Annotated in this window: 22 protein-coding genes and 1 pseudogene; 18 read left to right on the plus strand and 5 right to left on the minus strand. The window is 68.1% G+C overall.

The annotated features are described in order from the left end of the window. Window positions 1-4: 4 nt before the first annotated feature. Window positions 5-1,009 (plus strand): phosphotransferase family protein, encoded by a 1,005-nt coding sequence (locus tag BJ988_RS00925; protein WP_179656253.1) that lies wholly within the window; start codon window positions 5-7, stop codon window positions 1,007-1,009. A gap of 51 nt (window positions 1,010-1,060) precedes the next feature. Here the strand turns inward: BJ988_RS00925 and BJ988_RS00930 are convergent, their stop codons facing one another. Further along, window positions 1,061-1,669 carry a TetR family transcriptional regulator gene (locus BJ988_RS00930; protein WP_179656254.1) on the minus strand — a complete coding sequence of 203 codons (609 nt, stop codon included), beginning with the start codon at window positions 1,667-1,669 and terminating at the stop codon, window positions 1,061-1,063. Window positions 1,670-2,228: 559 nt separating this feature from the next. Between BJ988_RS00930 and BJ988_RS31530 the strand changes: the two are divergent. From BJ988_RS31530 to BJ988_RS00950, 5 genes and pseudogenes are all read left to right on the plus strand, one after another. Then, window positions 2,229-3,326: pseudogene (locus BJ988_RS31530) on the plus strand (acyl-CoA dehydrogenase family protein); the annotation flags it as partial. Window positions 3,327-3,495: 169 nt separating this feature from the next. Next, window positions 3,496-3,855, plus strand: a complete 360-nt coding sequence (locus tag BJ988_RS31535; RefSeq protein ID WP_425490910.1) for an acyl-CoA dehydrogenase family protein — start codon at window positions 3,496-3,498, stop codon at window positions 3,853-3,855. A 28-nt stretch (window positions 3,856-3,883) separates the two neighbouring features. Further along, on the plus strand, window positions 3,884-6,010 hold the full coding sequence (locus BJ988_RS00940; protein WP_179656256.1) for an acetate--CoA ligase family protein: 2,127 nt from the start codon (window positions 3,884-3,886) through the stop codon (window positions 6,008-6,010). Further along, the gene (locus BJ988_RS00945) at window positions 6,007-8,370 is read left to right on the plus strand and encodes an acetyl-CoA acetyltransferase (RefSeq protein WP_179656257.1); all 2,364 of its coding nucleotides are present in this window, start codon (window positions 6,007-6,009) and stop codon (window positions 8,368-8,370) included. The genes BJ988_RS00940 and BJ988_RS00945 overlap by 4 nt, the downstream gene beginning before the upstream one ends. A gap of 3 nt (window positions 8,371-8,373) precedes the next feature. Then, complete coding sequence (locus BJ988_RS00950) at window positions 8,374-9,504, plus strand: nitronate monooxygenase (protein ID WP_179656258.1); 1,131 nt, start codon at window positions 8,374-8,376, stop codon at window positions 9,502-9,504. Here BJ988_RS00950 and BJ988_RS00955 read toward each other — a convergent pair. Beyond that, window positions 9,482-10,093: a TetR/AcrR family transcriptional regulator gene (locus BJ988_RS00955; RefSeq protein WP_179656259.1), complete on the minus strand. Its 612-nt coding sequence runs from the start codon at window positions 10,091-10,093 to the stop codon at window positions 9,482-9,484. The genes BJ988_RS00950 and BJ988_RS00955 overlap by 23 nt on opposite strands. Window positions 10,094-10,334: 241 nt before the next feature. On the opposite strand from BJ988_RS00955, the gene BJ988_RS00960 reads away from it, so the two are divergent. The 10 genes from BJ988_RS00960 to BJ988_RS01005 all read left to right on the plus strand — a co-directional run bounded on the left by BJ988_RS00960 (window position 10,335) and on the right by BJ988_RS01005 (window position 20,281). Further along, window positions 10,335-11,099, plus strand: coding sequence for a crotonase/enoyl-CoA hydratase family protein (locus BJ988_RS00960; RefSeq protein WP_179656260.1), 765 nt, complete (start codon window positions 10,335-10,337; stop codon window positions 11,097-11,099). A 1-nt stretch (window position 11,100) separates the two neighbouring features. Further along, the gene (locus BJ988_RS00965; RefSeq protein ID WP_179656261.1) at window positions 11,101-12,594 is read left to right on the plus strand and encodes a class I adenylate-forming enzyme family protein; all 1,494 of its coding nucleotides are present in this window, start codon (window positions 11,101-11,103) and stop codon (window positions 12,592-12,594) included. Further along, a complete protein-coding gene (locus BJ988_RS00970) occupies window positions 12,591-14,144 on the plus strand; it encodes an AMP-binding protein (protein ID WP_218860492.1) in 1,554 nt (517 codons plus the stop codon). The genes BJ988_RS00965 and BJ988_RS00970 overlap by 4 nt, the downstream gene beginning before the upstream one ends. A 38-nt stretch (window positions 14,145-14,182) precedes the next feature. Continuing rightward, window positions 14,183-14,488: a hypothetical protein gene (locus tag BJ988_RS00975; RefSeq protein WP_179656262.1), complete on the plus strand. Its 306-nt coding sequence runs from the start codon at window positions 14,183-14,185 to the stop codon at window positions 14,486-14,488. 54 nt (window positions 14,489-14,542) lie between these two features. Then, entirely contained in the window at window positions 14,543-14,968 is a 426-nt protein-coding gene (locus BJ988_RS00980; RefSeq protein ID WP_179656263.1) for a hotdog family protein, read from the plus strand. A gap of 1 nt (window position 14,969) precedes the next feature. Further along, a complete protein-coding gene (locus tag BJ988_RS00985; RefSeq protein ID WP_179656264.1) occupies window positions 14,970-15,392 on the plus strand; it encodes a MaoC/PaaZ C-terminal domain-containing protein in 423 nt (140 codons plus the stop codon). After that, the gene (locus tag BJ988_RS00990) at window positions 15,389-16,363 is read left to right on the plus strand and encodes a zinc-binding dehydrogenase (protein ID WP_179656265.1); all 975 of its coding nucleotides are present in this window, start codon (window positions 15,389-15,391) and stop codon (window positions 16,361-16,363) included. The genes BJ988_RS00985 and BJ988_RS00990 overlap by 4 nt, the downstream gene beginning before the upstream one ends. A gap of 116 nt (window positions 16,364-16,479) precedes the next feature. Beyond that, complete coding sequence (locus BJ988_RS00995) at window positions 16,480-17,979, plus strand: class I adenylate-forming enzyme family protein (protein WP_179656266.1); 1,500 nt, start codon at window positions 16,480-16,482, stop codon at window positions 17,977-17,979. 9 nt (window positions 17,980-17,988) lie between these two features. Beyond that, on the plus strand, window positions 17,989-18,762 hold the full coding sequence (locus BJ988_RS01000; RefSeq protein WP_179656267.1) for an enoyl-CoA hydratase/isomerase family protein: 774 nt from the start codon (window positions 17,989-17,991) through the stop codon (window positions 18,760-18,762). Between the two features lie 4 nt (window positions 18,763-18,766). After that, window positions 18,767-20,281, plus strand: a complete 1,515-nt coding sequence (locus BJ988_RS01005) for an AMP-binding protein (protein ID WP_179656268.1) — start codon at window positions 18,767-18,769, stop codon at window positions 20,279-20,281. Window positions 20,282-20,456: 175 nt separating this feature from the next. On the opposite strand, the gene BJ988_RS01010 is transcribed toward BJ988_RS01005, so the two are convergent. Beyond that, on the minus strand, window positions 20,457-21,239 hold the full coding sequence (locus BJ988_RS01010; protein WP_179656269.1) for an SDR family NAD(P)-dependent oxidoreductase: 783 nt from the start codon (window positions 21,237-21,239) through the stop codon (window positions 20,457-20,459). A gap of 105 nt (window positions 21,240-21,344) precedes the next feature. Then, window positions 21,345-22,406: an acyl-CoA dehydrogenase family protein gene (locus BJ988_RS01015; RefSeq protein ID WP_179656270.1), complete on the minus strand. Its 1,062-nt coding sequence runs from the start codon at window positions 22,404-22,406 to the stop codon at window positions 21,345-21,347. A gap of 119 nt (window positions 22,407-22,525) precedes the next feature. On the opposite strand from BJ988_RS01015, the gene BJ988_RS01020 reads away from it, so the two are divergent. Together BJ988_RS01020 and BJ988_RS01025 are read left to right on the plus strand one after the other, a co-directional pair. Then, window positions 22,526-23,683, plus strand: coding sequence for an acyl-CoA dehydrogenase family protein (locus BJ988_RS01020; RefSeq protein ID WP_179656271.1), 1,158 nt, complete (start codon window positions 22,526-22,528; stop codon window positions 23,681-23,683). A 31-nt stretch (window positions 23,684-23,714) separates the two neighbouring features. After that, window positions 23,715-24,500, plus strand: coding sequence for an enoyl-CoA hydratase/isomerase family protein (locus BJ988_RS01025; RefSeq protein WP_179656272.1), 786 nt, complete (start codon window positions 23,715-23,717; stop codon window positions 24,498-24,500). Window positions 24,501-24,677: 177 nt separating this feature from the next. Here BJ988_RS01025 and BJ988_RS01030 read toward each other — a convergent pair whose 3' ends face one another. After that, window positions 24,678-25,934: an FAS1-like dehydratase domain-containing protein gene (locus BJ988_RS01030; protein ID WP_179656273.1), complete on the minus strand. Its 1,257-nt coding sequence runs from the start codon at window positions 25,932-25,934 to the stop codon at window positions 24,678-24,680. Between the last annotated feature and the right edge of the window lie 38 nt (window positions 25,935-25,972).

Raw genomic sequence — 25,972 nt, forward strand, 5'->3', positions numbered from 1 at the left:
GCCCATGGACGAGTTGCTTGCTGGACTGCGACTGCGACTGGAGAAGGCAGTCGCGGGCTGGTCGCCGACCGCATCAGTGGTGGGCCTCGAGCCTCTGACCGGCGGCTCGTCGAGCCTGACGTTCATTGCCGAGTTGGCCGGTGCGGAGCACGAGCGGGTGGTGGTGAAGATGGCCCCGCCGGGCCTTCCTCCCGTGCGCAATCGTGACGTCCTGCGGCAGTCCCGTTTGATGCGCGCGCTCGAGTCCGCGCCACAGGTCCTGATCACCCGCTCGCTCGTCGAGGTCGAGGCGGACTCGCTCGAGGCTCCGCCGTTCTTCGCCATGGACCTGGTGCCGGGGGAGTGTGTCGAACCCACCCTGGAGCGGCACGCCACCCGTCCGTCACCGAAAATCGTCGAAGCGCGTGCGTACGACGCGGCCCGCGCCCTGGCCGCTCTGCACACGGTCGAGCCATCGGCCGTGGGCCTGGGCGGCGAGGTCGCGATCACCATCGCCGATGAGATCCAGCGCTGGCACAAGGCATTCACCACCGTGCCCGCGGAGTTCCAGGGGGAGTTCGAGCGCGGGGCCCAACTTCTCTACGACACCGCGCCTGCGGGGCTCGCGCCGGTGATCGTGCACGGTGACTACCGGCTCGGCAACGTGCTCTGCCTCGAGGGCCGGGTCACTGCGATCATCGACTGGGAGATCTGGGCGCTCGGCGATCCGAGAACCGACGTCACCTGGCTCACCTTCTTCACCGACGAAGGAGCGCACCCGGCGGCGGAGCCTGGACCGCCCGCAGGCATGCCGGGCAAGAAGGACCTGATAGCCGCCTACGAGGCGCACGCTGGCCATCGGCTGCCCGACATGGACTGGTTCGACGCGCTCACGAAGTACAAGGAGGCTGCCGCAACGGCTCTCCTACTCAAGCGTGCGATACCCGCCGGCGAGCTTCCGCCGCCCATGGCCCGGATGGTCGAGGCGGTTCCTCGTCTCGTCACCGAGTCGATCGCGGCAATCTCCTGACGCCACTCCGGAGTCTGGACTGCGGCGGTCCGCCGGGGCGGTCGAGCCTCGTCAGGGCCGGCCCAGCTCGGACATGGCCATGTCGAGCAGGTGCTCGAGGTCGGCCCGCCCCCCGGACCTGCCCCACATGACGACTGCCGTCTCCAGGCAGCCGATCGCGGCTGCGGCGAGAGCTGCCGGTCGCGGGTCGTCATCGAAGGAGGCTCCGAGCCGGCTGGCGATCTCGGGAGCGAGCAGTGACCGCCACTGGGCGCGCTGATTGAGGCCGGCCGCCCGCAGGGCGCCGTTGTAGACCTGCAGCTGTGCCAGTCGGAATGTGGTGCCGTCGGAGCCGATGTCGGACGAGCCTCGCCGGACAACCTCGAGGAAGCCCTGGTGCAGCGCCTGCCACGCAGATTCGGAGGAGGGGCGGGCGCGGACCTCCGCGACCAACTCGTGGCCCTTCTGTTCGAACTGGCCGAGGATGACTTCGTCCTTGGTCGCAAAGTAGCGGAAGAAGGTGCTGCGTGAGATGCCCGCAGCTGCGGCGATCTGGTCCGCGGTGGTGCCCTCGAACCCGTGGTCGGTGAAGAGCCGGAGGGCCACCCGTGCGATCTCCTGCCGGGCAGCGTCCTTTGCGCGCTCTCGGATGTTGGTGCTGCGGGTCGTCGCTGTCTCCATGGGTAGATGATACTCGATTTCTCCCTTGACACTCAGTCTCAATGCGAGCATATAGTGAACTTATTCGTTGATATGGAGGTTCACCGTGGACAAGCAGGACCTTGTCGCCTTCGAGACCGGCGTCGCCGGGTTGCTCGCCAAGTTGTGGGGTGACGCGACCACCCCGGGAACCGCGAAGACGCCGGACGCTCGACAGCTCTGGAAAGAAGCAGCGGCCCAGGGCTGGTTCGACCTGGACGGTTCGGTGGACGCTGTCCTGGCTTTGCAGCGCCAGCTCGGTCGGGTCGCTTGTCCGTTGCCGGTGGGTGATGGATTCGTCGCGGCCAGGTTGGTCCCTGATCTGGGCCCGGGGGTGGCGTCGGGTGACCTGCGAGTCGCCGTGGCGCCTGCTGGCGTCGGCGACCAGGCGTCGCACGTCGAGTTCGCCGACGCGCTGACCCATGTGCTCGTGGTCGATGCCGCCGACGGCAGCGTCGACCTCAGGCCGGTGACCTCCAGCGCGCCGACGCCGGGGCTGGCCAGGCCGACGTGGTCCGCGGTCGCCCTAGGACCGGTGGAGATGTCCTCGACCGTCGGACCCGAGGAGATCGAGGCGGCACTGGTCCTGGTCCGCCTCGGCCTCGCGACGCGCGCCCTCGCTGCGGCACGGCGCACCCATGAGCTGGCCATCGAGCACTCGAAGAACAGGGTCCAGTTCGGCAAGCAGATCGGCAGCTTCCAGGCCGTCCAGCAGCGCACCGCGAGCTGCCACATCGACGTGACGGCGGCGGAGCTGCTGATCGAGAGGGCGGGCGAAGCGTGCCTCGCGGGCACCGCGGACTGGACGCTCAGTACCGAGCTGGCCACCGACTTCACCACGGCTGCTGCACGGCGCATCCAGTTCGGTGCCCACCACACTTTGGCCGCCGTCGGCTACTTCGAGGAGCACGAAGGACCGTGGCTGTTCCGCCGAGTGCACGCCGACATCGCCAGGATCCCGGCCTTCGAACCTGGTTCCGGCACCACCGTCGACCGTCTGCTCGAGGGAGGGGCAGGCCTGCCCGACTTCACCCTCGACGAGGTGGGCGAGAGCTTCCGCGCCGAGGTCACCCGGGCCATCGACGACCTGCGCGGGCCGCGTGGGCGTGACGACTTCGACGAAACGGAGGCGATCGCCGACTTCGCTGGTCGGGGCTGGTTCGGCGTGGGGTGGCCGGAGGCGTACGGCGGCCGCAGTGCGTCCTTGACCGAGCAGGTGGTGCTGCACGACGAGATCGCCTACAACCGGGTGCCGGTCAAGTGGACACTCTCCTCGGTGATGCTCTTGGGCAACTCGATCCTGCTGCATGGCACCGAGGAGCAGAAGGAGCGGTTCTTCCCGATCATCCGAGCCGACAAGCTGAAGTACTGCCTCGGCTACAGCGAGCCCGAGGTTGGTTCGGACCTGGCTTCGGTGGCCACCCGTGCCGTCCGGTCCGGGGACGACTGGGTGATCAACGGTCAGAAGATCTGGACCACGAACGCACACACCGCCAAGTACATCTGGCTGGCCACCCGCACCGACCCCGAGGCGAAGCCCCGTCACGCCGGGATCACGATGTTCCTGGTTCCGATGGACACACCCGGCATCACGGTGCAACAGATGACCTCGCTCTCCGGTGAGGTCTCGTGCGCCGTCTTGCTCGATGACGTACGCGTTCCGGACTCGGCACGCGTCGGAGACGAGAACGGTGGCTGGAAGGTGATCACCAACGCCCTTGTCGGCGAACGGATCTCGATGGGCGGCATCGCCACCCAGTTGCACCGGCAGCTCGACGACCTGTTGGTCTCGCTGCGCGCCGACCTTGATGGCCTCGTCGGCCCTCGGGGCTCCGCGGGCCGGACGTCGTTGCGGAGCATGGTCGCCAACCTGCAGGCTGCCCCGTGCGCTGGTGGCCTCCGCGATCGGTTCGGGGGCGAACGCGCGGGCAAACCCCCTGGCCGGCCCGATGGCCGGGGTCTTCGGCGGCGAGCTCGCCGAGACCTGGAGCGAGTCGCTGCTCGACCTGCTGGGCCCGATCGCCCTGTTCGACGGCTCCAACCCCGGGGTGCCGGGCGCAGGGGACGTCGAGCGGCTGCTGCGTACCTCGATCATGTACGTCGTCGGTGGCGGCACCAACGACATCCAACGGGGGCTCATCGCCCGCGCGCTCGGCCTTCCCAAGTGAAGCCACCACCGAACTCCCAGGAGAGACCATGAACGTCGAGATCACACCGGAGCGGCTGCGCTCTCTGTTCCGCCCGCGCAATGTCGCGCTGGTGGGCGCTTCCAACAAGTCGAACTTCTCGTTGGGCACCTACACGAACCTGACCAACTTCGGTTTCGGGGACCGGACCTTCCTGGTCAATGCCCGCGGCGCTGAGACGCACGGGCAAGCGACCTACACGTCCTGCCAGGCCATCGGGGAGCCGGTGGACCTGGCGCACATGATGGTGCCTCAGGCGGCAACGCTCGACGCGCTCACCGAATCTGCGGCCGCCGGCGTACGCAATTCCGTAGTCCTCTCCTCCGGCTATGGCGAGACGGGTGAGGAGGGAACGGCTGCCCAGGCCGAGCTCGTCGCGCACGCGGAGTCGTTGGACGTGGCCCTCCTCGGGCCGAACATGCTCGGCTTCGTGAACTTCGTCGACGGCGTCTCCGTGATGCCCGGGCCCGTTCCTGTGCAGCCGGCGGGTCCTGTCGCCCTGCTGTCGCAGAGCGGTGCGAGTGCGGCGGCGATGTCCGAGTTCGCGACGACCTCGGGCGTCGGACTCTCCTACATGGTCACGCTCGGCAACGAGGCGATGATCAACGCCGCCCACGTCATCGACTTCCTCGTCGACGATGAGACCACGAAGGCGATCGCGCTTTTCCTGGAGGCCGTTCGCGACCCCGAGACCTTCCGTCGCGCAGCATTGCGGGCGGCCCGCGCCGGCAAGGCGATCATCGTCCTGAAGGTCGGCGCCAGCGACCTGTCCGCGAGGAGCGCGGCCGCCCACACCGGCGCCCTCGTGGGTGACGACAAGGTCGTGGATGCCATCTTCGAGAAGCTCGGCATCATTCGGGTCGACACCATCGAGGACATGATGATCACCGCCGGTGCAGCGGCCCACCTCGGTCCCCTCCCGACGTCCGGAGTCGGCATCGTGTCCTTCTCCGGCGGCGCCTGCGACATCCTGGCCGACCGGGCCGCGGACCACGGCGTCTCCATCCCTCCTCTCGGCGACGCGGCCATGGAGTCCATCGGCGAGATCGCCTCGGCCTTCGGGCTGGTCCAGAACCCGCTCGACGTCACCGGCGCGGCCGTGATCAAGCCGGACATGTTCACCACCGCCATCGTGTCGATGTCCAAGGATCCCGACATCGGCGTCGTCGCGGTCGTCTGCCCCCTGCCGACCGCAACGGACACGCTCCCATGGCGTGGCATGCCGATGGCCCGCGCCATCGGGGCGGGCGTCGAGCTCGCCGAGTGTCCGGTGGTCTGGGTCAACCAGGTCATGGTGCCGAGCAACGCGACGGTCCGCACCGTGATGGAGGAGGTCGGGGTTCCCTACGTGATCCCGGGACTGAGCCAGTCCATGATCGCGCTCGGCGCGATCGGTCGATGGTCCGAACGACTGCGAGAGCTGGCTGCGTCCGAGGAGCACGAGAACGCCCCGCTCGCGTTGGCAGCGACAGAGTCCCGGACCGGCAACTGGTCCGAGGCGGAGGCCAGGAGGCTGCTCGAGTCGGCCGGGATCCCCGTCGTGCCTGCCGTACTGGCGACCACTGCAGACCGGGCCACGACCGCGGCCGAGGAGCTCGGGGGGGCCGTGGCGCTCAAGATCGTCTCTCCCGACATCCTCCACAAGAGTGACATCGGTGGCGTTCGGCTCGGTGTCAGCGGACACGACGCTGTGCGAGAGGCGTACGACGCGGTCATCGCGGCGGCGGAGTCCGTGCCCGACGCCAAGGTGGACGGCGTGCTGGTCTCACCGATGCGCAGGCCGGCTCCAGAGCTGCTCGTCGGAGTCGTGCGCGATCCGCAGTGGGGTCCGATCCTCGCCGTCGCGATCGGGGGAGTCCTGGTCGAGGTCCTCGACGACTCCGCGCTCTCCCCGTTGCCGGTCACACCGGACAAGGCGAAGCGGATGCTGCGCGGCCTGCGGGCTTCGGCCGTGCTGGACGGCGTACGCGGTGGCGTGCCTGCCGACCTCGACGTGTTGGCGACCGTGATCAGCCGGATCGGCGATCTGGCGCTTGCCCTCGGTGACGACCTCACGTCGCTGGAGATCAACCCCCTTCGGGTTGAAGGAGACCTCATCGAGGCCCTCGACGCCGTCGTCGAGTGGAGGACCAAATGAGCACGCTGCCCCCTGACACCCCCGTGCTCGTCGGCGTCGGCCAGGCCGCGGAGCGAATCGATGCCCCCGGCTACGAGGCGCTCTCCGGGGTCGGCCTCGCGGTGAAGGCCGCGCGCGCTGCCTTGGCCGACACCGGGGTCGACGCGTCCATCGTCGCGGACGTCATCGATACGGTGGGCGGGATCCGCCAGTTCGAGATCTCCTCCCCCGGAGCCCAAGCACCGCTCGGTCGCTCCGACAACTATCCACGGTCCGTCGCCGGACAGATCGGCGCCGAACCGCGCCGAGCAATCCTCGAGGTCGCCGGTGGACAGGGGCCTCAACACCTGCTGACCGAGCTCGCCGGCGAGATTGCCGCCGGCCGCAGCGAAGCCGCGCTCCTGTTCGGCTCGGAGGCGATCTCCACCGTTCGCCACCATGCACGCGCCGAGGAGAAGCCGGACTTCACCGAGGCCGTCGGCGGTCAGCTCGAAGACCGTGGGCTGGGGCTCAAGGGTGTCTCCAGCCGGCACCGCGCCCAGCACGGCATGGTCGACGCACCCAGCACGTACGCGGTGCTGGAGAATGCGCGCCGGGCTCGCCTGGGTCAGAGCCGGTCGGAGTACTCCGCCTCGATGGGCCGACTCTTCGAACCGTTCACCCGGGTGGCAGCCAAGAATCCGTACGCTGCCGCGCCGGTCGAGCGCTCGGCGGAGGAATTGGTGACGGTCACCGAGCGGAACCGGATGATCGCCGATCCCTATCCTCGGTTCGTGGTCTCCCGCGACCAGGTCAACCAAGGCGCTGCCGCGCTGGTCACCTCTGTCGCCACAGCGGAACGCCTCGGCATCCCCCAGGAGAAGTGGGTCTTCCTGCACGGGCATGCCGACGCCTTCGAGCGCGAGATCATGGAACGCCCAGACCTTGGCGTCAGCCCCAGCGCCGTCCGTGCCGCGTCAGCCGCCCTGGAGATGGCCGGCATCTACGCCGAGGATGTCGCGTGCTTCGATCTCTACAGCTGCTTCCCCATCGCGGTCTCCAATGTGGTCGAGGGCCTCGGCCTGGCGCACGACGACCCGCGCGGATTCACCGTGACCGGCGGGCTGCCCTTCTTCGGAGGAGCCGGCAACAACTACGCGATGCATGCCATCGCCGAGACCGTGCAAAGGTTGCGGGACGATGCCGGGACCTTCGGATTCGTCGGCGCGAACGGCGGATCACTCAGCAAATACTCCGTCGGGGTCTACTCGACAACTCCGGTGGCCTGGCGATCCGGCCGGAGTGCGGCGCTGCAGCGCGAGCTTGACGCCGTGCCCTCCGTGCCCGTGGTCGAGCAGGCAGACGGCCCGGCCACGATCGAAAGCTTCACCGTGCGCCACGGTAAGGACTCTCGCGCCGGCATCGTCATCGGACGCCTCGATGCGACCGGCGAGCGGTTCGTGGCGATGGGTGTCGATGGTGACCACGCCTTTCTCGACCTGCTGGCCACCGAACAGCCGGTGGGCCAGCCGGTGTTCGTCAGGTCAACGGGGCCCGGGAATCGGGTGAGCGTCTCCAAGGAGCGTCTCGAGGAGATCCTGCCTATCCGGCCCACCGCGTTCCGAGACGACTATGAGTCGGTCCTCGTGCGCCGTGATGGACATCTTCTCGAGATCACCATCAACCGGCCTGAGAAGCGAAACTCGTTGACCCCACCTGCCAACGATGAGCTGGACGAGGTCTTTGATGCCTATTTCGCGGATCCCGATCTCTGGGTCGCGATCATCACCGGCGCCGGAGAGCGCGCGTTCAGCACCGGCAACGACTTGTCCTACTCGGCGTCGGGGAAGCCCCGCTACATGCCGAAGAACGGCTTCGGTGGACTGACTCACCGCGCGGACCTTCCCAAACCGGTCATCGCCGCCGTGAACGGCTTCGCCATGGGCGGGGGCTTCGAGATCGCGTTGGCCTGCCATCTCGTCGTTGCTGACGAGGCTGCTCAGTTCGCCCTCACCGAGGTCAAGGTGGGACTGGTCGCCGGGGCCGGAGGTGCGGTGCGGCTGCCACGCGCCATCGCGCCGAAGCTGGCCAACGAACTGATCCTCACCGGCCGGCGGATGGGTGCCGACGAGGCACACCGGGTCGGGCTGGTGAACAGGGTGGCCCCGGCAGGTGGGGCGCTTCCTGCTGCTCGTGAGCTCGCAGCGGAGATCCTGGAGAGCTCGCCCACGTCCGTGCGTACGTCGATCGCGCTGATGGCCGAGACCTCGGGCATCTCCGACGTCGTCGATGCGGTGAACCGCAGGTCCGCGGCGGTCGACGACCTGCTGATGAGCGAGGACTCCATCGAGGGCATCACTGCCTTCGCCCAGAAGCGCGCTCCCCAATGGAAGAACAGGTAGCACATGAAGACCGACATCTGCGAGCTGCTCGGCATCGAGATCCCGCTGCTTGCGTTCAGCCACTGCCGCGACGTCGTCGCAGCAGTCACCAACGCTGGTGGCTTCGGCGTCCTCGGTGCTTCCTCGCACACGGCCGACGAGCTCGAGGCCGAGCTCGCCTGGATCGACGATCAGGTTCATGGCAGGCCGTACGGCGCCGACATCGTCGTGGCCGACAAGTTTGAGGGCAAGGGCGAGCGCCTGAGCGGTGACCAGCTGCTTGCCCGGATCCCGGAACAGCACAAGACATTCGTGGCTGGGGTGCTCACCGAGCACGGGATCGAGGCGGCGCATGACGAAGTGGCCGGGATCCTGGGACAAGCCCTGAGCGACGACAAGGGCGAACAGCTGCTCGACGTGTGCTTCAGGCATCCGATCAAGCTGATCGCCAACGCGCTGGGGGTTCCCCCGCAATACATGATCGACCGCGCCAAGTCCGAGGGGGTGCCGATCGCGGCCCTCGTCGGCGCCAAGGAGCACGCCCTCAAGCAGGTTCGTGCAGGCGTCGACGTGATCATTGCCCAGGGCACCGAGGCCGGTGGGCACTGCGGGGAGGTGAGCACCATGGTGCTGGTGCCCGAGGTCGCCGATGCGTTGCGCGCCGAAGGATCGAGCGTTCCGGTCCTTGCGGCCGGAGGAATCGTCACCGGTCGGCAGATGGCCGCCGCTGTCGCGCTCGGTGCGGCCGGCGCCTGGACCGGATCGGTCTGGTTGACAACCCCGGAGGCGGAGACAGCGCCCCACACGGTCCAGAAGATGCTCGCGGCATCGTCTCGAGACACGGTCCGGTCGAAGGGCCGCACCGGGAAACTCTCCCGCCAATTGAAGTCTGCCTGGACCGAGGCCTGGGCTGCCGAAGGTGCCCCGTCGCCCCTGCCGATGCCGATGCAGTCCTACATCAGTGAGCCGAGCCTGCGACGCATCGATGCGCTCGCCGAGCGCGGTGACGAGGGGGCGCAGGCGCTGGCCACCTACTGGGTCGGCCAGGGCGTCGGTCTGATGAACCGGCAGAAGTCCTCACGCGACGTCGTACTCGAGATGGCCGAGGACTACCTCGACGCCGTGGAACGGCTCAAGACGTCGCTGGACGGCTGACTGCTGCAAGCAGAAACCGCGCCAGGTGGTCTGTGTCGCCAGTCGTGGGTGCCTGCTCGTTCCAGAGCAGGTCCTGGAGGACGCCTATCACGGCGCTCGCGGACGCCCGGGCGTCCCGGCGGGGATCGGACGAGCCGAGATCGACCAGGACCGGCTCGAAGACTGAGGCGAGTGTCTCCTCGAAGGTGACCTGCTCCCGCGCACCGTTGCTCGCGCGGGAGAGTGCAAGGATGTTGCGCGTCGATCTACCCACCCGCGGTCCTGCCTGCTTGAGCATCGTGTCGATGACGACGTGGAGCTGTTGTGCCGGGTCCGCGTGGCCGGAGAGCTTGTGCTCGACGTGGGCCACCATGCGCCGGCAGCCGTCCTCGACCACGGCGGCCACGAAGCGGTCCTTGCTGCCGAAGTAGCGATAGAAGGCCTCGTTGGACACCTTCGCTGCCTTGACGATCTCACCGACCTTGGGGTTCGTGCCGGCGCCCAGCAGGTCGCGGCCAGTCTCGAGAAGCCTTGCCACCTCGACCTCTGCGGCGCTCCTGCGGTTGCGAAGGCTGCGATCGACGGCAGAGCTCACGAGATCCTCGGTCATAGCCGGAGTGTACAGAACGGGGTGCTGATGAATCAGAACGTGGTTCAGGAAGGACGTCCGAGGGCGGCCCAAGGGGAGAGGGACGCATGTCCATTCGCACCCGGATTCGCTCTCTTAGTTCAATCAGTTATCTATATCTGTGTTAGCATTGCCACCACAGAACCTCGGGTACCCATGGTCACCCGTTGAATCGACTTCTGCGACGGCCAGGCCGTTGGCAGCTGGAACCACGGAGGCACAGATGACAGGCGAGGTCCTTCTCGAGCGTCGTGACGGAGTGCTCATCATCACGATGAACCGGCCCGAAGCGAAGAACGCCGTCACCGAGACCGTCGCCAAGGCCATTGCGGAGGCGGTCGACGAGCTCGACGGCAGTGACGACCTGCGGGTCGGTGTCCTCACCGGCGCAGGCGGCAGTTTCTGTGCCGGCATGGACCTCAAGGGCTTCCTGCGAGGCGAGACTCCCGTCGTCGAGGGGCGTGGACTCGCAGGCCTGACGTTGCGTCCGCCCCGCAAGCCATTCATCGCCGCGGTCGAGGGCTGGGCTCTCGCCGGGGGCTTCGAGATCCTGCTCGCGTGCGACATGGTCGTGGCCGCCGAGACGGCGAAGTTCGGTGTTCCCGAGGTGAAGCGCGCGCTGGTCGCCGGCGCCGGTGCGGCCATGCTGTTGCCCGGACGCGTCCCGCTCCCGATCGCCTTGGAGCTCTTGTTGACGGGGGACCCGATCACCGCTGCGCGGGCGGCGGAGCTGGGCCTGGTCAACCGGGTCGTCGGCGAGGGCGGCGCGCTCGATGCGGCCATCGACCTTGCTCGCACCATCGCCGCGAACGGCCCGCTCGCGGTCGCGGTGACCAAGCAGATCGCCCGCTCGGCCGGCGACTGGACCCTCGAGGAAGGCTGGAAGCGCCAGGAGGAGCTGATGACCCCGGTCTTCGACTCCGACGACGCCCGCGAGGGTGCAACCGCATTCGCCGAGAAGCGTCCGCCAGTCTGGACCGGACGCTGATATGGGCAGTCGAGAACGATTCCGTCAGCTCCTCACCGAGGCTCCGGCAGCGACGCAGGCCATCGAGCACGACCTCCAGTGGTTCACCTGGAGCCAGCTCCGCGACGTCGCCGACAGTCTTCAGGCCTTACTCGAACGCCTCGGCGGAGACGCCCTCCGGGTCGGCGTGATTCTTGAGAACCGCCCCGAGCACGTGGCGTCTCTCATAGGCCTGATCGCCAGGGACCACTGCATCGTCACCCTGAGTGGACTCCAGCCACCCCAGCGACTGTCGGCGGACCTCGCCGCGAGCCGGGTGCCGGTCCTTGTCGGCTCTCCGGAGGCGCTTGCCCGCGAAGGCGTGCTCGCCGCCGCCGGTGACGCACTGGTGCTCGCACTCTCCTCGTCGGGTGTCACCGTGGTCCACGGGGGTGGGCGCGTCGCGACGCGGGAGGAGGACCGCAATCACGGCGTGGTCATCGAGATGCTCACGTCCGGTACGACAGGTCCGCCCAAGCGGGTGCAGCTCCGCGAGAGCCAGTTCGACACTGCGCTGGGCACGAGCGTCCCATCTCCCTCACAGGAGCGGCTCTTTCGCAGTGGTGTCACGGTGGTCTGCACCCCATTGGTGCACATCGGCGGATTCTGGGGCGCGTTGGCACCTCTCTATGCCGGACGCCGGATCGTCATCATGCCGAAGTTCGATCTTGAGACTTGGGTGCGCGCGATCGAGAAGCACCGGCCGCGCGCGGCCGGCCTGGTCCCTGCCTCCCTTCGGGCAATCCTTGACGCAGGCGTACCCCCCGAGCGTCTCGACAGTCTCGAGGTGGTCACCAGCGGGACGACCTACTGCCCGCCCGAGCTGATCGACGCGTTCATCGATCGCTACCAGGTGCGTGTGCTGCCGACGTACGGCGCAACAGAGTTCGCTGGCGCAGTCGCGACGTGGTCCCGTGACCTCCATATGAAATGGTGGTCGCGCAAGGCCGGGAGCGCCGGTAGGGCCATGCCCGGGGTCGAGCTCAAGGTGACTGACGACGACGGCAACGAGGCAGCCTCCGGAGAGCCCGGCCTGCTGCAGATCAGAACGGCCCAGTCCCCTGTCGGGCCCAACGCCTGGCAGCGGACCTCCGACCTGGCGTCGGTCGACTCCGAGGGCTTCCTGTGGATCCACGGCCGAGCTGATGACGCCATCATCCGGGGCGGATTCAAGGTTCACCCCGAACAGGTCAAGGCCGCGCTCGAGCAGCACCCATCCGTCCGCGAGGCCACGGTGGCCCCGCTCCCCGACGATCGCCTCGGCGCAGTCCCCGTGGCAGCTGTCGAGCTCGAGGCCTCGTCGGGTCCAGTCGGCTCCGAGGATCTGCGGAACCACTGTCGCACGATCCTCACCCCCTACGAGATCCCGGTCTACGTCGCCGTGCTGGACGCCCTGCCCCGCACGCCGTCGTCCAAGGTGAGCCGGGTCGAGACGCTGGCGCTGATCGAGGCACAGCGAAAGGGTGCGGCGGTGTGAACGCCGTTCCGGCAACCCTCGGCGAGGCGCTTCGCGCCTCGGCGAAGACGTTCGCCGACTGTCGGTTCACCGTGATCAGTGACGTCCGTCCGTGGGAGGGCACACTCGGCGAGCTCCTGGCCGAGGCGCAGGCACTGGCCGTCGGCCTGCACGCACGTGGGGTCGGGCCCGGCGATGTCATAGCTCTCCAGCTGCCCAACTGGCGCGAGGGCGCGGTGCTGCAGGCAGCAGCAGCCCTGGTCGGCGCCGCTTCGCTGCCGATCGTCTCGACGTACGGCGCCCGCGAGGTCGGGTTCATCCTTCGCGACTCCGGCGCCAAGGTGCTCGCCCTGCCCGAGAGCTGGCGCGCCCGCTCGGCCGACGACCTCCTCGGTGACCCTGCGCTCGGGGCCACCCCGGCGCTCGAGAATGTCGTGGTGGTGGGGGACCGGGCTCCCCGAGGAGCGAGCACGTGGGCCGAGGTACTCGGCGACCCGGTCGACTACCGCAGTCCCGACGTCGACCCCGACCAGCTCGCCACCATGGTCTACACCTCCGGCACCACCGCAGATCCGAAGGGCGTACAGCACACGCACCGGTCGATCATGGTCGAGCTCCACGCCCCCAACGTGCTGGCGGGGGCCGGACCCGGCACCTCGCACCTGGCGGTCTTCCCGTCGGGCCACGTTGCTGGCCTGATCGGACTGCTGCGCGCGCTCCTGCACGGCACGCCAACGGTCACCATGGACGTCTGGAACGGTGAGCGGGCGATCGAGCTCGCTGACCAGTACGCCGTCACCGCCACCTCCGGCGCGCCAGTGCACCTTGCCGCGTTCCTCGACGCTCGCGATCGCGGCGACGCCGACCTGTCCCACCTGACCGAGTTTCTCGTCGGTGGCGCGAGCGTGCCGGCCTCCCTGGTTGAGCGGGCCGATGCTGCCGGTGTGGTGGCCTACCGGGCCTACGGCTCCACCGAGCACCCGACGATCTCGAGCGGCGGCGTCGGAACGCCGCTGCAGAAGCGGGCCTTCACCGACGGGCTTGTCGTGGAGGGCAACGAGGTGCGCATCCTGGACGGGGACGGCCTCGACGTGCCCCCCGGAGTCGACGGCGAGATCGTCACCCGTGGCGCGGAGGTTTTCCGGGGCTACCGTGACTCGACGCTGGACGCAGCGGCGTTCACTGCCGACGGCTGGTACAGGACGGGTGACATCGGCCGGCTCGACGCCGACGGCTACCTGACGGTCACGGACCGGCTCAAGGACATCATCCTCCGAGGCGGCGAGAACATCTCGTCGAAGGAGGTCGAGGACACCCTGGCCCGGCATCCGAGGGTCGGCGAAGTCGCCGCGGTCGGCAGCCCGGACGATCGCTTCGGCGAGCGAGTGGCCGTCTTCGTGGTTCTGCGCGAGGGAACGACCCTCGACCTTGACGAGATAGACGCACACTTCAGGGAGGCCGGCGTCGCCCGGCACAAGACGCCCGAGGTGGTCAAGGTTGTCACCGACCTGCCACGGACAGCGTCGGGCAAGGTGCAGAAGTTCGCGCTCCGCAGCGAGCTCACCGCATGATCGACCCACACCAGCACGAGAACAGAGGAGACCTGACCATGGAACTGCGAGTCGGACTGGCCCTGGCCAGCGCGGTGGACAGCACGAACGTCATCGTCACCAAGGCACCCGCGGGTGACATCGCACTGACCTGTGGTGGCGTCCCATTGATTGCCAAGGGCAGCACCGCGCCGGCGGTCGAGGCCGACCCGGAGCATATGAAGGGGAGCCTGCTCGGCAAGCGCTACGTCGACCCCGACGAGGTCATCGAAGTCCTCGTCACCAAGGGCGGCGACGCGTCGCTAGCCCTCGACGGCGTACTCCTCGAGCAGGCCGGGGCCAAGGCCCTGCCCTCCTCCGACTGACGGCCCGGCCGACAATGGCCGTGATGCCGATCGAGCGCGGCAAGATCCGGGAGTATGCCCGGGCGACCGCAGCTGATCGGCCGGCGTACGTCGACGCACTGCGCCCCCCCGGTGCCGCCCACGTTCCTGGCGACCGTGGTCTTCTGGGAGGACCTGGCCAGTGTCTTCGCGGATCCCCGTCTCGCCGAGGAGCTGTCCCGGCTCGGGATCGTCTTCGATGTGCAGAGCCTCCTCTCGCTGGAGCAGGAATACATCTTCCACGGTCCGCTGCCGCGCGCCGGCGACGAGCTGCACACCTGCTTGGTCCTTCGAGAGGTGACGCAGACGCCCACCCGGCGCGGACGGATGGCTCGAGTCTGCTTCGCGGTCGAGTTCAGGGACCCGGACGGCATCCTCCGCGCAGAGTGCCGCTACACGTCGGGTGTCTTCGCCGGCGTCACCACGTCCACGCACCCGACATCGATCGGCACGGAGGCATGACATGAGCCTGGCCCCGGGCACTGAGCTGCCGGCCCGTATCTTCGGCCCGATCACGATGACCGACATCGTGGCCTACCAGGGCGCCAGCGGCGACCTCAATCCGATGCACTACGATGACGATCTCGCCCGATCGGCCGGCTATCCCGCTGCGTTCAGTGTCGGGATGCTGGGTGCGGGCTATCTCGCTGCACTCTGCAGCGAGCACCTGGGTGAAGAGTCGGTCCGCCGCTTCCGGACAAGGTTTCGAAAGGTTGTTCAGCGCGGTGAGGTCCTGACCGGGACTGCGGTGGTCACCCGTCTCTTCGAGGAGGAGGGCGAGGCACGCGCCGAGCTCACCCTCGCGCTCACCAACGCACACGGAGATGTCGTGGTCGACGGGGATGCTGAGTTCGTCCTCACGGCCGACGGGCAGGCCGCTCTGTGAGGGCCGTCCGATGCGAGGCTCACGGCGCGCCCGAGACGCTCGTGCTCCGTGATCTGCCGGACCTGACGGCACGGCCGGGCCAGGTCGTCGTCGACATTCACGCCGCTGCGCTCAACTTCCCTGACGTCCTGACCGTGGCCGACCGCTACCAGGTCTCGACGCCAGTGCCCTTCACCCCAGGTAGCGAGTTCGCCGGAGTGGTCCGCGAGGTCGGTGACGGCGTCACCGACTGGTCGCCCGGCGACCGGGTCATGGGCACCCGCGCGGTCGGCGCCTTCGCCGAGCAGATCGCCGCGGCCCCCGCGGATCTGAGAGTGGTGCCGGAAGGTCTGGACCTCGTGCACGCAGCAGTGTTTCAGGTGACGTACTCCACGGCGTACCACTCCCTCGTCACTGCCGGAGGGCTGCGGGTCGGTGAGTGGGTCGTCGTGCTCGGTGCCTCGGGAGGGGTTGGATCGGCAACGGTCGACATCGCGCACCGACTCGGGGCACGGGTGCTCGCAGCTGCCTCAGACCCACGTCGTCTTGAACTCGCTGTCCGCCTGGGGGCGGATGCGTCCATCGACTACGCCACCGAGGACCTCAAGGGACGCATCAAGGAGATCACCGACGGCGGCTCCGACCTGGTGGTCGACCCGGTCGGGGGCGCGTACGCGGAGCAGGCGCTGCGGGCCATCCGATGGGGAGGCCGGTTCGTGAGCGTCGGTTTCGCCGCGGGGGACGTACCGCGCATCCCACTGAACCTCGTGCTGCTGAAGAACGTCACGGTGCGAGGCATGGAGCTGCGGTCCTGGTCCCAGCAGATGCCCGAGGCGTTCGCAGCGGCCGACGCGGAGTTGGCGCGGCTGGTTGCTGAGGGCATGCGTCCGGAGGTCTCGCGGACCCGCCCCCTCACGGAGACAGCAAAGGCGCTCGCCGACGTCGCTAGGCGCAAGGCGCTCGGCAAGACCGTCATCGACGTCCGAGGCTGACCCGGCGGGTTTCGAGCCAGCCTACCGTTTGAGTTCAATCATTGTACTATTCGAACCACTGGGGATAACCTTGTGACAGCGGCCACATGAAGACGTGGCCACCCGAGGAGGAACCGATGAACCTGACGATGCTGCTCGACATGGCCTGCGACGGCTTTGGTGACCGGGTCGTCGTCGGCCGGCGCGAGAGTGGTCTCACCGCAGCACAGCTGCGGAACCGAGCTGCTCGGGGTGCTGAGCTGGCGCAGGAGGCCGAAGCCGACTCGATCATCTACCTGGCCGTGAACGGCCCGGCCTTCCCCGTCGCCATGTTCGCCGCGGCCTACGCCGGGATCCCCCTCGTCCCGCTCAACTATCGCCTCGGGGTGGAGCAGCTCGACCAGTTGCTCGCCAACCACCCCAAGGCGTTCGTGATCGCCCATGAGGGAGCCCACTCGATCATCCCGGCGGGCCGCACGGTCACGACTCCGGAGTCGTGGCTCGCGGACACAGACGCTCCTACGGCCGCAGGGTCCGAGCCCATCATCAGCGATGACGCCGCCGTGGTCATCTACACCAGTGGCACGACTTCTGCTCCCAAGGGCGTCCTGCTCCGCCACGAGAACCTCGTCTCGTACGTCTTCGGCAGCGTCGAGTTCGCATCGGCCGAGGCGACCTCCGCTGCCCTGATGAGCGTCCCGCCCTACCACATCGCGGCCGTCGCCAACGTGATCACCAACCTCTACGCCGGCAGACGGTTCATCGTCCTCGAGCAGTTCACCCCCGTGGAGTGGCTCGAGCTGGTCCGTGACCAGGCGATCACCAACGCGCTCGTCGTGCCCACGATGCTCCTGCGGATCCTGGAGAGCGAGGCGGAGAAGTCGGTCCCCTCGCTGCAGAGCCTCGCCTACGGGGGCGCGCCCATGCCGGGCGCCGTCATCGAGCGGGCCATGGACACGTGGCCCACGCTCGACTTCGTCAACGCCTACGGTCTCACCGAGACTAGTTCCACCGTCGCAGTCCTCGGTCCGGATGACCATCGCGCGGCGTACCGCAGCCAGGATCCGTTCGAGCGCGCTCGCCTCGGTTCGGTCGGCAGGGCACTGCCTGGGATCGAACTGGAGATCCGGGGCCCTCTGGGCGACGTCCAGCAGGCCGGCCACAAGGGTCGGATCTTCCTCCGTGGGGACCAGGTCTCGGCAGAGTACGCCGGCATCGGGAAGCAGCTGGACGAGCGCGGCTTCTTCGACACCCGTGACGAGGGCTTTCTCGATGATGAGGGTTACCTCTTCATCGGGGGGCGCAGCGACGACACCATCATCCGTGGCGCCGAGAACATCGCACCTGCTGAGATCGAGTCGGTCCTGCAGCGGCACCCCGCGATCGTGGACGTGGCCGTGGTCGGCGTCCCTGATGAGGAGTGGGGCCAGCGCATCGTCGCGGCTGCCGTGCTCCGTGACGGGATGAACGCCACATCAGATGAGCTCAGGGAGTTCGTGCGCAGCGCGCTGCGCAGCAGCAAGACTCCCGACGAGTTCGTCTTCTGGCCCGAGCTGCCCCGCACCGAGACGGGCAAGCTCGTCCGCCGGAACGTCGTGCGGCAGTTCCAGACCCATACCGCGCAGCCCGCCCACTGACGGACCGGGATGTACCGCCACCTCGAGTACGACGACGTCGCGGCGCACGTCGTGCGCGTCCGACTGAACCGGCCGACAGCTGCCAATGCGCTCAGCGCGGCCCTGCTCGCGGAGCTCGACGACGCCGTGGCGCGGATCGCAGATGACGATGAGGTGCACGTGTGGCTGCTCACCGGTGCGCCCCGCCAGGACGGCCGCCCCTGCTTCAGCGCCGGGGCGGACCTCAAGGAGGCGCTCGATCCGAAGGCAGGTCCCTACGCCCGAGCTGCGGCGCTGGTCACCGCGATCGAGGACCTGCCGAAGCCGTCGATCGCCCTCATAGACGGCGTCTGCACGACGGGTGGTCTGGAACTGGCCCTCGCCTGCCACCTCCGAATCGCCGCCGACACCGCGCGACTCTCCGACTGGCACCTGCTGCGTACCGGGCTCGGCATCGGGCAGTGGGGGATGGCCGCCCGCCTCGCCCGACTGGTCGGCACCGACCGTGCCCGCGAACTGATCCTGCTCGGCACCGAGCTGGACGGCGAGCGGGCCGAGAGGATCGGCCTGGTCAATCGGGTCGTCCCGACCGGCGAGCTCGACTCCGCCGGCCTGGAGTGGGCCGTGAGGATCGCCGCGCTGCCGCGGCGGGGCGTCCGCACCACGATGGAGTACCTCGCCCTCCAAGACGGGCGCTCCCGTGCGGAAGCCCTGGCTCTCGCCGACCGGGCGCCGGCTCTGACCGGCCTGGTCCTGCGACCGTTCAGCGACGCCGCAGCCCGCTTCCAGCGTGAGAAGGACTGACCTGATGCACCTGTCGGACCTGGCCGGGACCCATGGCGCCAAGCCGGCCGTGATCGACGGCTCCACCGGCGAGACGCTCAGCTTCACGGAGCTGGAGGCGGCGTCGAACCGGATTGCCCGGGCCTTCGAAGGCCTCGGCCTGCGGCATGGCGATCATGTGGCCATCCTCGCCGAGAACACGCTCGACCTGTTCCCCGTGGTCTGGGCGGCCCAGCGCAGCGGCCTGCTCTACACACCGGTCAACTGGCACCTCGCCGCGGACGAGGCGGCGTACATCGTCGAGAACTGTGGGGCCCGGGTCCTGCTGCACACCGAGCACTTGGCCGAGCTGGCCGGTGTCATCGCCGCGGCCGTGTCGTTGGAGCACCGGATCACGATCGACGGCCGGGCTGCGGGCGGCGAGTCTCTGCTGGACCTGACCGACGGGTTGTCCACCGAGCCCAGGGAGAACGAGTCCGAGGGCTACTACATGCTGTATTCATCCGGGACGACCGGCCGGCCCAAGGGCATCCTCCCGTCCCTCCCCGACGAGCCGTTCGGGACGGGGATCCAGATCGACCACATGATGGCCGACAACTTCGGGTTCGACGACAGCACGGTCTACCTGAGCCCCGGACCGCTCTACCACGCCGCCCCGCTGGGCTGGAGCCTCGGCACCACCCGCAACGGCGGAACCGTGGTGATGATGGGCAAGTTCGACGCCGAGCTCTGTCTGCAGCTGATCGCGCGACACGGAGTAACCCACGGGCAGTTCGTCCCGACCATGTTCGTGCGCATGCTGAAGCTGCCCGGGGCCGTGCGGACGGCGTACGACGTCTCCTCCCTGCGGCTGGTGATCCACGCAGCGGCGCCCTGCCCCGTCGACGTCAAAGAACAGATGATCGAATGGCTCGGGCCCAAGCTCGTCGAGTTCTATGCCGGGAGCGAGGGCACCGGGTTCTTCATGATCGGCTCGTCCGACTGGCTCGACCACAAGGGTTCGGTCGGCAAGGCGGTGCTCGGGACCCCACACGTCCTCGACGATGATGGAAACGAGCTCCCCGCGGGGGAGATCGGCACGGTCTGGTTCGCGGACATCAGGCCGTTCGCATACCACCACGACGAGGACAAGACCGCCTCTGCGTTCAACGACCGTGGTTGGAACACCCTCGGCGACCTGGGTCGACTCGACGATGAGGGCTACCTCTATCTCTCGGACCGCCGCACCGACCTGATCCTCTCCGGTGGTGTGAACATCTATCCCCGGGAGATCGAGGACGTTCTTGCCCTGCACCCAGCTGTGGCCGATATCGCGGTCCTGGGCATCCCGGACGCAGAGTTCGGCCAATCCGTACACGCGGTCGTCGATCCCGCCGGCGGCGTCCAGGCTGGGCCAGAGCTCGAGCAGTTGCTCAAGGCATACCTGCGTGAGCGAATTGCCGGCTACAAGGTCCCGCGGTCGTTCACGTTCGGCGCCGTCCCGCGTCTTCCGAGCGGCAAGATCCTGCGTCGGGAGCTCATCACACGATTCGAGGTCTGATCCACTCCGCCTGTCGGCTGATGTCCTCGAACGGATCGACACAGCCGTAGCGCCGGGGACGACCGTCGACGGGGCGGACTACGCCTTCGAGCCGCAGGCCCTGCGCCATCTCGCCCTGCGCCGCCGCTGATCGGGGCAACGGCGACGCAGGGAGTGCGCAGCTCCCTGGGCGCCGTCAGTGCGTCGACCATCCGCCGTCGACGACCAAGGTGTGGCCAGTGACGAAGGATGAGGCGTCACTGGCCAGGAAGACCAGCGCCCCATCGAGCTCGTGCTCCTCGCCGATGCGACGCATGGGGGTGCCGCGCAGTACGCGCTGCAGGCCCCGCTCGTCGGCGAAGAGCGGATCGGCCATCTCCGAGGAGAAGTAGCCCGGTGCGATCGCGTTGACCCGCACCCCGTGGCGGCCCCACTGCCCGGCAAGGTCGCGGGTCAGGTTGACGACACCGGCCTTGGATGCGGCGTAGTTCGCATTCGGCAGCGGGTAGGACGAGCGGAGTCCGAAGATCGATGCGGTGTTGATGATCGACCCCCGGCCTGCCTCGACCATCGGCCGGGCGGCTAAGCGGGCCAGGTTGTAGACGGAGACCAAATTGACCTCCAGCACATACCGGAAGTTGTCCAGATCCTCGTCCAGGGCCGTGTCGTTGCTGCCGAGTCCAGCGTTGTTGACCAGCACGTCGATGCTACCGTGGTCGGCCACGACCCGGTCGGTCAGCGACTTGCATCCGTCCTCGTCGGTGACATCGAGGACGTGCGGGACCACGCCGGGGCACTCCGCGGCCAGCTCGGCGAGGCGATCCTCGCGGCGGGCCACTGCTATGACCCGAGCACCGGCAGCGTGCAGGACCCGCGCGAACTGGCGACCGAGGCCACTGGAGGCGCCGGTGACGATGGCTACGCGGCCGCTGACATCGAACTGAGGGGCCTGCGTTGGTTTGGCTGCGGACGCTGACATCGGATCTCCAGGTGGGTAGGTGAAGAATTCAAAGTGACGGGCCGCGGACACCACGCCCTTGTCTGGCTTGAAGGTTCCAGCGACGCGTCGCTGCGGGACAGACAGTCAGGAAAGCGCGAGCACCCGTTCGTGGTGTGCGGCGGCGTTGCCGAAGATCGCCTCGTCGACCTTGGCGCGGCGCAGGTAGAGGTGCAGGTCGTGCTCCCAGGTGAAGCCGATGCCCCCGTGCAGCTGCAGGGCTTCGCCGGCCACCGCACTGACCTGCTCGGAGGCGAACGCCTTGGCAACGGACGCGTGGAGTGAGGCCTGCGGGATGTCGGCATCGAGCGCCATGGCGGCGAGATATGTGGCAGCGTGGACGCCCTTGAGCAGCTTGGCCATATCGGCCACCGTGTGCTTGACGGCCTGGAAGGAGCCGATTGCGACGCCGAACTGTTCGCGGGCGGCGGTGTAGTCGATGGTCATCCGGAGCAACCGCTCGCCGACACCCAGGGCGTCTGCCGCGACCAGCACGGACATCTGGTCGAGGAGGTGCTGCACAGCGGACTCGCCCCGCAGCACGACCTGTGAGGCGGGGATGCGGACCGAGTCGCAGTGCACGTCGTACCAGCCGCGCGACTGGTCCAGAGTCGTACGACGAGTCGTGGTGGCCGCCGCCGACTCGACGAGTACGGCGACCGGCGAACCGTCTAGGTCTGCGGTTACGAGCAGCCAGTCGACCGAACCCGCGGAGTGCACGGTGGTGGCGCGACCGTCCACGACGAGTTCATCGCCCTCGGTGGTGGCAGTGAAGGCGCCGGTGGCGACGGCGGCACGGGCGGTGCCCTCCTGGAGAGACGCTACGACCGCGTCGCGGGCATCGAAGTCGGCTGCGGCCACGGCGGCCGCGACCACGGCGGTCTCCATGAAGGGGCCGGGTGCGACCGTGGCACCGAGCTCCTCTGCCACCAGTGCCAGCTCGACGACGCCCTGGCCGGCGCCATCCTGGTCCTCCGGGACAGCGAGGCCCATCCAGCCGAGCTCCACACCCCGGTGCCAGAGCTTGTCGGCCACGTCCTGGCCGGCATCCGCAAGGGTGCGCACCAGCTCAGCGGGGCAGTTTGCCGCCAGCATGCTGCGGGTGACGTCGCGGAGCATGGTCTGCTCCTCGGTGAGCTCGAAGTCCACGAGGGATCGCCTTTCGTCCGGCCGGGGTGGCGCGTCTTCGGGTATGGTATCAATGAACTAGCCAAATGATCTAACTACTTCGTCGCCGATGCGGCATGCGTGACCAAGGAGAGACCAGGATGCGGATCGAGACCGCCGAGCACCTCGAGGCATTCCGGACCGAGCTGCGCGCGTTCATCGCGCAGCACAGCCCCGGGACCAAGCATCACACCGGTGTCCGCGCCCCGGCCGACGATCTGGTCCCGGCCATTCGGAGCTTCACCGCCGCGCTTTTCGATGCGGGCTACCTCGGTGCCGACTGGCCCGAGGAACACGGCGGCCGCGGTGCAGCGTACGACTCCCGAGAGGCCTTCGTCGTCGCCGAGGAGATCGCCCTGGCCCGCACCTGGGCCCCGATCGGTGCCTTCCAGCTCGCCGCGCCGGCCTTGATCGACTTCGGGACCGATGAGCAGAGGGCTCACTTCCTGCCCCGCATCCGGAACGCGGAGGACATCTGGTGCCAGCTCTTCAGTGAACCCGGTGCCGGCAGCGACCTGGCCTCGCTGAAGACCAGAGCACGCCTCGCCGGCGACCATTGGGTCATCGACGGGCAGAAGGTGTGGACCACCAACGGCCAGCTCGCAGATGTCGGCTACCTGCTGGCACGCACCGACCCGGACGCGCCGAAGCACAAGGGCATCACCGCCTTCGCGCTCGACATGCGCACTCCCGGTGTCGACGTGCGGCCACTGCGGGAGATAACCGGCTCGTCGGACTTCAACGAGGTCTTCCTCGACTCCGTCCGGATCCCGGTGGACAGGGTGATCGGCGAGGTCAACAACGGCTGGCGGATCGCCAACTCCTCCCTCGCTCACGAACGCAGTGGCGTCGCCTCCGGATCGGTAGAGCTCGTGGCCCAGCTGCAGAACCTCGTTGAGCTGGCCAGCGGCGACGCCGGAGAAGCAGCTCGGGATCGCCTGGGTCGCCTCGCGGTCCACGTGCACGTCACCGACGCGATGAGCAAGGCGGTCCAGTCTCACATGCTCGCCGGCACCGATGACGCCTCTGATGCACCGCTGGTCAAGATCTTCTTCAGCGAGACCAACCTCGCCATGACCGAGCTCGGGATCGAGCTCCAAGGCGCAGGCGGCATCGCGGCAGAAGGTGATGCAGACGTTGCACAGGACGGCTGGTGGCAGGACGCGTTCCTCTACGCGCGCGCCTACACGATCGCCGGTGGGGCCAACGAAGTGCTCAAGAACGTCGTTGCCGAGCGCGCGCTCGGCATGCCCCGCTGACGCGAGCCCCGCAATCGAGGAGAGTCAATACATGAGTGAACCCACGGCCTACGAGACAGTGCTGTTCGAGGTGGTCGACCATGTCGCCACGATCACGCTGAATCGCCCCGAGGTGATGAACAGCTTCAACCAGACGATGATTGACGAGTTCAGCGACATCTGGAGCCGGGTGCGTCGCGACGAAGACATCCGTGTCTGCGTCCTGCGCGCCGCTGGGGAGCGGGCTTTCTGTACCGGTGTGGATGTTTCGCAGGGCATCGAGATGGCCGAGAACGTCTGGAGCCAGGATGACCCTGGCCAGGGCCTCGGTCCGCGGCAGAACGGTGTCTGGAAGCCGGTCATCGCAGCTGTGCACGGCATGGTCGCCGGGGGTGCGTTCTACTGGCTCAACGAGTGCGACATCGTGATCGGTGCCGATGATGCCACCTTCTTCGACCCGCACGTGAGCTACGGGATGACCTCGGCCCTGGAGCCGATCGGTCTGGCCCGAAGGATCCCGTTGGGCGAGGCGCTCCGCTGGGCGCTGATCGGCCTGGACGAACGGATGTCGGCTGCCCGGGCGCGGGAGATCGGCCTGCTCTCCGAGCTGGTGCCGTATGCCGATCTGTGGGAACGGGCGGACGGCCTCGCGCGGATCATTGCTGCGAAGCCCCCGGCCGCCGTGCAGGGGACCGTCAAGGCTGTCTGGGAGACGCTCGACCTGGACCGGGGGACCGCTCAGGCGATCGGTCTCGCCTACACCACCATCGGCAACCCGATTGGGACCGCACAGGTCTCACGCGACGGCTTCGTGAAGCCGAAGTGGACCCTGCGCTGACGCGTCGTGCTGACGCGTCGCGCACGTTCAGTGTCTGGAGAAAATCTACCGGACCCCACGTCATCTATGTTGGGCCCGAGTCGTGCGCGGGGCGGCAAGCAGCAGGCAGTTCGAAGGTCCCGGCCACCAGTGGCGGCCGGGACCTTCATCCAGCTAGGAGTTCCAATGAAGAGGGGCTCACTGTCCGAAGCGAGCCACCTCGTGATCGAGCACTCCCTGGAGCGTGTCGGCCGGGGGAGTGGGCAGCTCCAGCGGGGCGTCCTTGCTCGGGAGCAGCACGACCGCGGTCCCGGGCGTGGTGGTCTCGCCGCGCTGGTTGCCGCAGCTGATCTCGAGGTGCACCTCGTTGCGCCCCTCGACCTGGACCTTGTCGACGACCTTGCCGCGGACCCAGGTGGTGTCACCGATGTAGTTGAACTTTCGGTGCTGACAGCTGAGCTTCCACAGCCAAGCGTCGTCACCCATCCACTCGGTGATCAGGTGGGTCAGCCACGTCTCACGCATTGCGCCGTAGTCGTAATTCATCGGGATGCCGAGCTCGTGTGCTCTCTCGATCTCCCAGTGGAGGCGCTGCACGGTGTCGGGGATGTTGCGCTGATTGGCAGGGTAGAGGCCGGGTGCCTTCTTGCGGATCTTCCTGGAGATGCCGAAGGTGCCGGGAGGAGTGAGCTGCATGCCCCACCCCAGGTGCCAGACCACGATGTCGGTGACTGTGAGCGGGCCCTTCGCACGGGGCTGGAGCTCGTCGCCGATCTCGACGTCGTCGAACCAGCGGGTCACGGAGCCACGGCGGGTCTCGGCGTCGTACGCCGCGTCGACCTCGGCCAGCTGCTCGTCGGTGTAGGGGTCAAAGGAGATCGGCTCCTTCGCCTTGGCGCGCTCGTGCGAGGTGTGCCGCTCGGCGTTGATCCACGTGCCGCGCTGGATCGCCACGACCTCGCCGTCGCCGTTGGCGTAGAGGAAGTCGTTGGTCACGTGAGCGGTACGGCCGCCGAACTTGCTCGGCTTCTCCTGCACTCCGACCTGTGCCCGGAGGACCTGGCAACGGTCTCCGAGCTTGAGCGGACGGAACCACTCGAACTCCATCACCGCCTGGTAGGAGCCGAGCCCGGCGAACGGGTCGCCCTTGAGGATCGCCTTGGTCTCTGCATCCGCCGGTGGCGCGGCGTCCTCACCCATGGTGTAGACGAAGTTCGGGGGAGCAATAATGGTGCCCCACCGGCTGGTCGCCGCGTACGCGGGATCGCAGAAGAGCGGATTGTCGTCGCCGTAGCCATAGGCGAAGTGACGGGTGCCGTCCGGGGTGACCTCGGTGTTGTGCGGGGGGAAGGGTCGTTGGGGCACGCCGTTGCGCAGCCGTGACCGTTCGAAGGCCGCGTCCGTCAGGACCCCGAAGGTGTTCGCGGACTGTGCGCTCTGTTCGGTGGTGCTCACTGGTTCCTCCTAGCGTCTGGATGCTCCCCAGCATATAC

The sequence above is a fragment of the Nocardioides panzhihuensis genome, from assembly GCF_013408335.1.
Lineage (GTDB): Bacteria > Actinomycetota > Actinomycetes > Propionibacteriales > Nocardioidaceae > Nocardioides > Nocardioides panzhihuensis.

Excerpts from the sequence above, each read along its gene's own strand:
- BJ988_RS00925 (WP_179656253.1), top strand. The coding sequence starts at position 5 with ATGGACGAGTTGCTTGCTGGACTGCGACTGCGACTGGAGAAGGCAGTC.
- BJ988_RS00930 (WP_179656254.1), bottom strand. The coding sequence starts at position 1,669 with ATGGAGACAGCGACGACCCGCAGCACCAACATCCGAGAGCGCGCAAAG.
- BJ988_RS31535 (WP_425490910.1), top strand. The coding sequence starts at position 3,496 with ATGGCCTCGTCGGCCCTCGGGGCTCCGCGGGCCGGACGTCGTTGCGGA.
- BJ988_RS00940 (WP_179656256.1), top strand. The coding sequence starts at position 3,884 with ATGAACGTCGAGATCACACCGGAGCGGCTGCGCTCTCTGTTCCGCCCG.
- BJ988_RS00945 (WP_179656257.1), top strand. The coding sequence starts at position 6,007 with ATGAGCACGCTGCCCCCTGACACCCCCGTGCTCGTCGGCGTCGGCCAG.
- BJ988_RS00950 (WP_179656258.1), top strand. The coding sequence starts at position 8,374 with ATGAAGACCGACATCTGCGAGCTGCTCGGCATCGAGATCCCGCTGCTT.
- BJ988_RS00955 (WP_179656259.1), bottom strand. The coding sequence starts at position 10,093 with ATGACCGAGGATCTCGTGAGCTCTGCCGTCGATCGCAGCCTTCGCAAC.
- BJ988_RS00960 (WP_179656260.1), top strand. The coding sequence starts at position 10,335 with ATGACAGGCGAGGTCCTTCTCGAGCGTCGTGACGGAGTGCTCATCATC.
- BJ988_RS00965 (WP_179656261.1), top strand. The coding sequence starts at position 11,101 with ATGGGCAGTCGAGAACGATTCCGTCAGCTCCTCACCGAGGCTCCGGCA.
- BJ988_RS00975 (WP_179656262.1), top strand. The coding sequence starts at position 14,183 with ATGGAACTGCGAGTCGGACTGGCCCTGGCCAGCGCGGTGGACAGCACG.
- BJ988_RS00980 (WP_179656263.1), top strand. The coding sequence starts at position 14,543 with ATGCCCGGGCGACCGCAGCTGATCGGCCGGCGTACGTCGACGCACTGC.
- BJ988_RS00985 (WP_179656264.1), top strand. The coding sequence starts at position 14,970 with ATGAGCCTGGCCCCGGGCACTGAGCTGCCGGCCCGTATCTTCGGCCCG.
- BJ988_RS00995 (WP_179656266.1), top strand. The coding sequence starts at position 16,480 with ATGAACCTGACGATGCTGCTCGACATGGCCTGCGACGGCTTTGGTGAC.
- BJ988_RS01000 (WP_179656267.1), top strand. The coding sequence starts at position 17,989 with ATGTACCGCCACCTCGAGTACGACGACGTCGCGGCGCACGTCGTGCGC.
- BJ988_RS01005 (WP_179656268.1), top strand. The coding sequence starts at position 18,767 with ATGCACCTGTCGGACCTGGCCGGGACCCATGGCGCCAAGCCGGCCGTG.
- BJ988_RS01010 (WP_179656269.1), bottom strand. The coding sequence starts at position 21,239 with ATGTCAGCGTCCGCAGCCAAACCAACGCAGGCCCCTCAGTTCGATGTC.
- BJ988_RS01020 (WP_179656271.1), top strand. The coding sequence starts at position 22,526 with ATGCGGATCGAGACCGCCGAGCACCTCGAGGCATTCCGGACCGAGCTG.
- BJ988_RS01025 (WP_179656272.1), top strand. The coding sequence starts at position 23,715 with ATGAGTGAACCCACGGCCTACGAGACAGTGCTGTTCGAGGTGGTCGAC.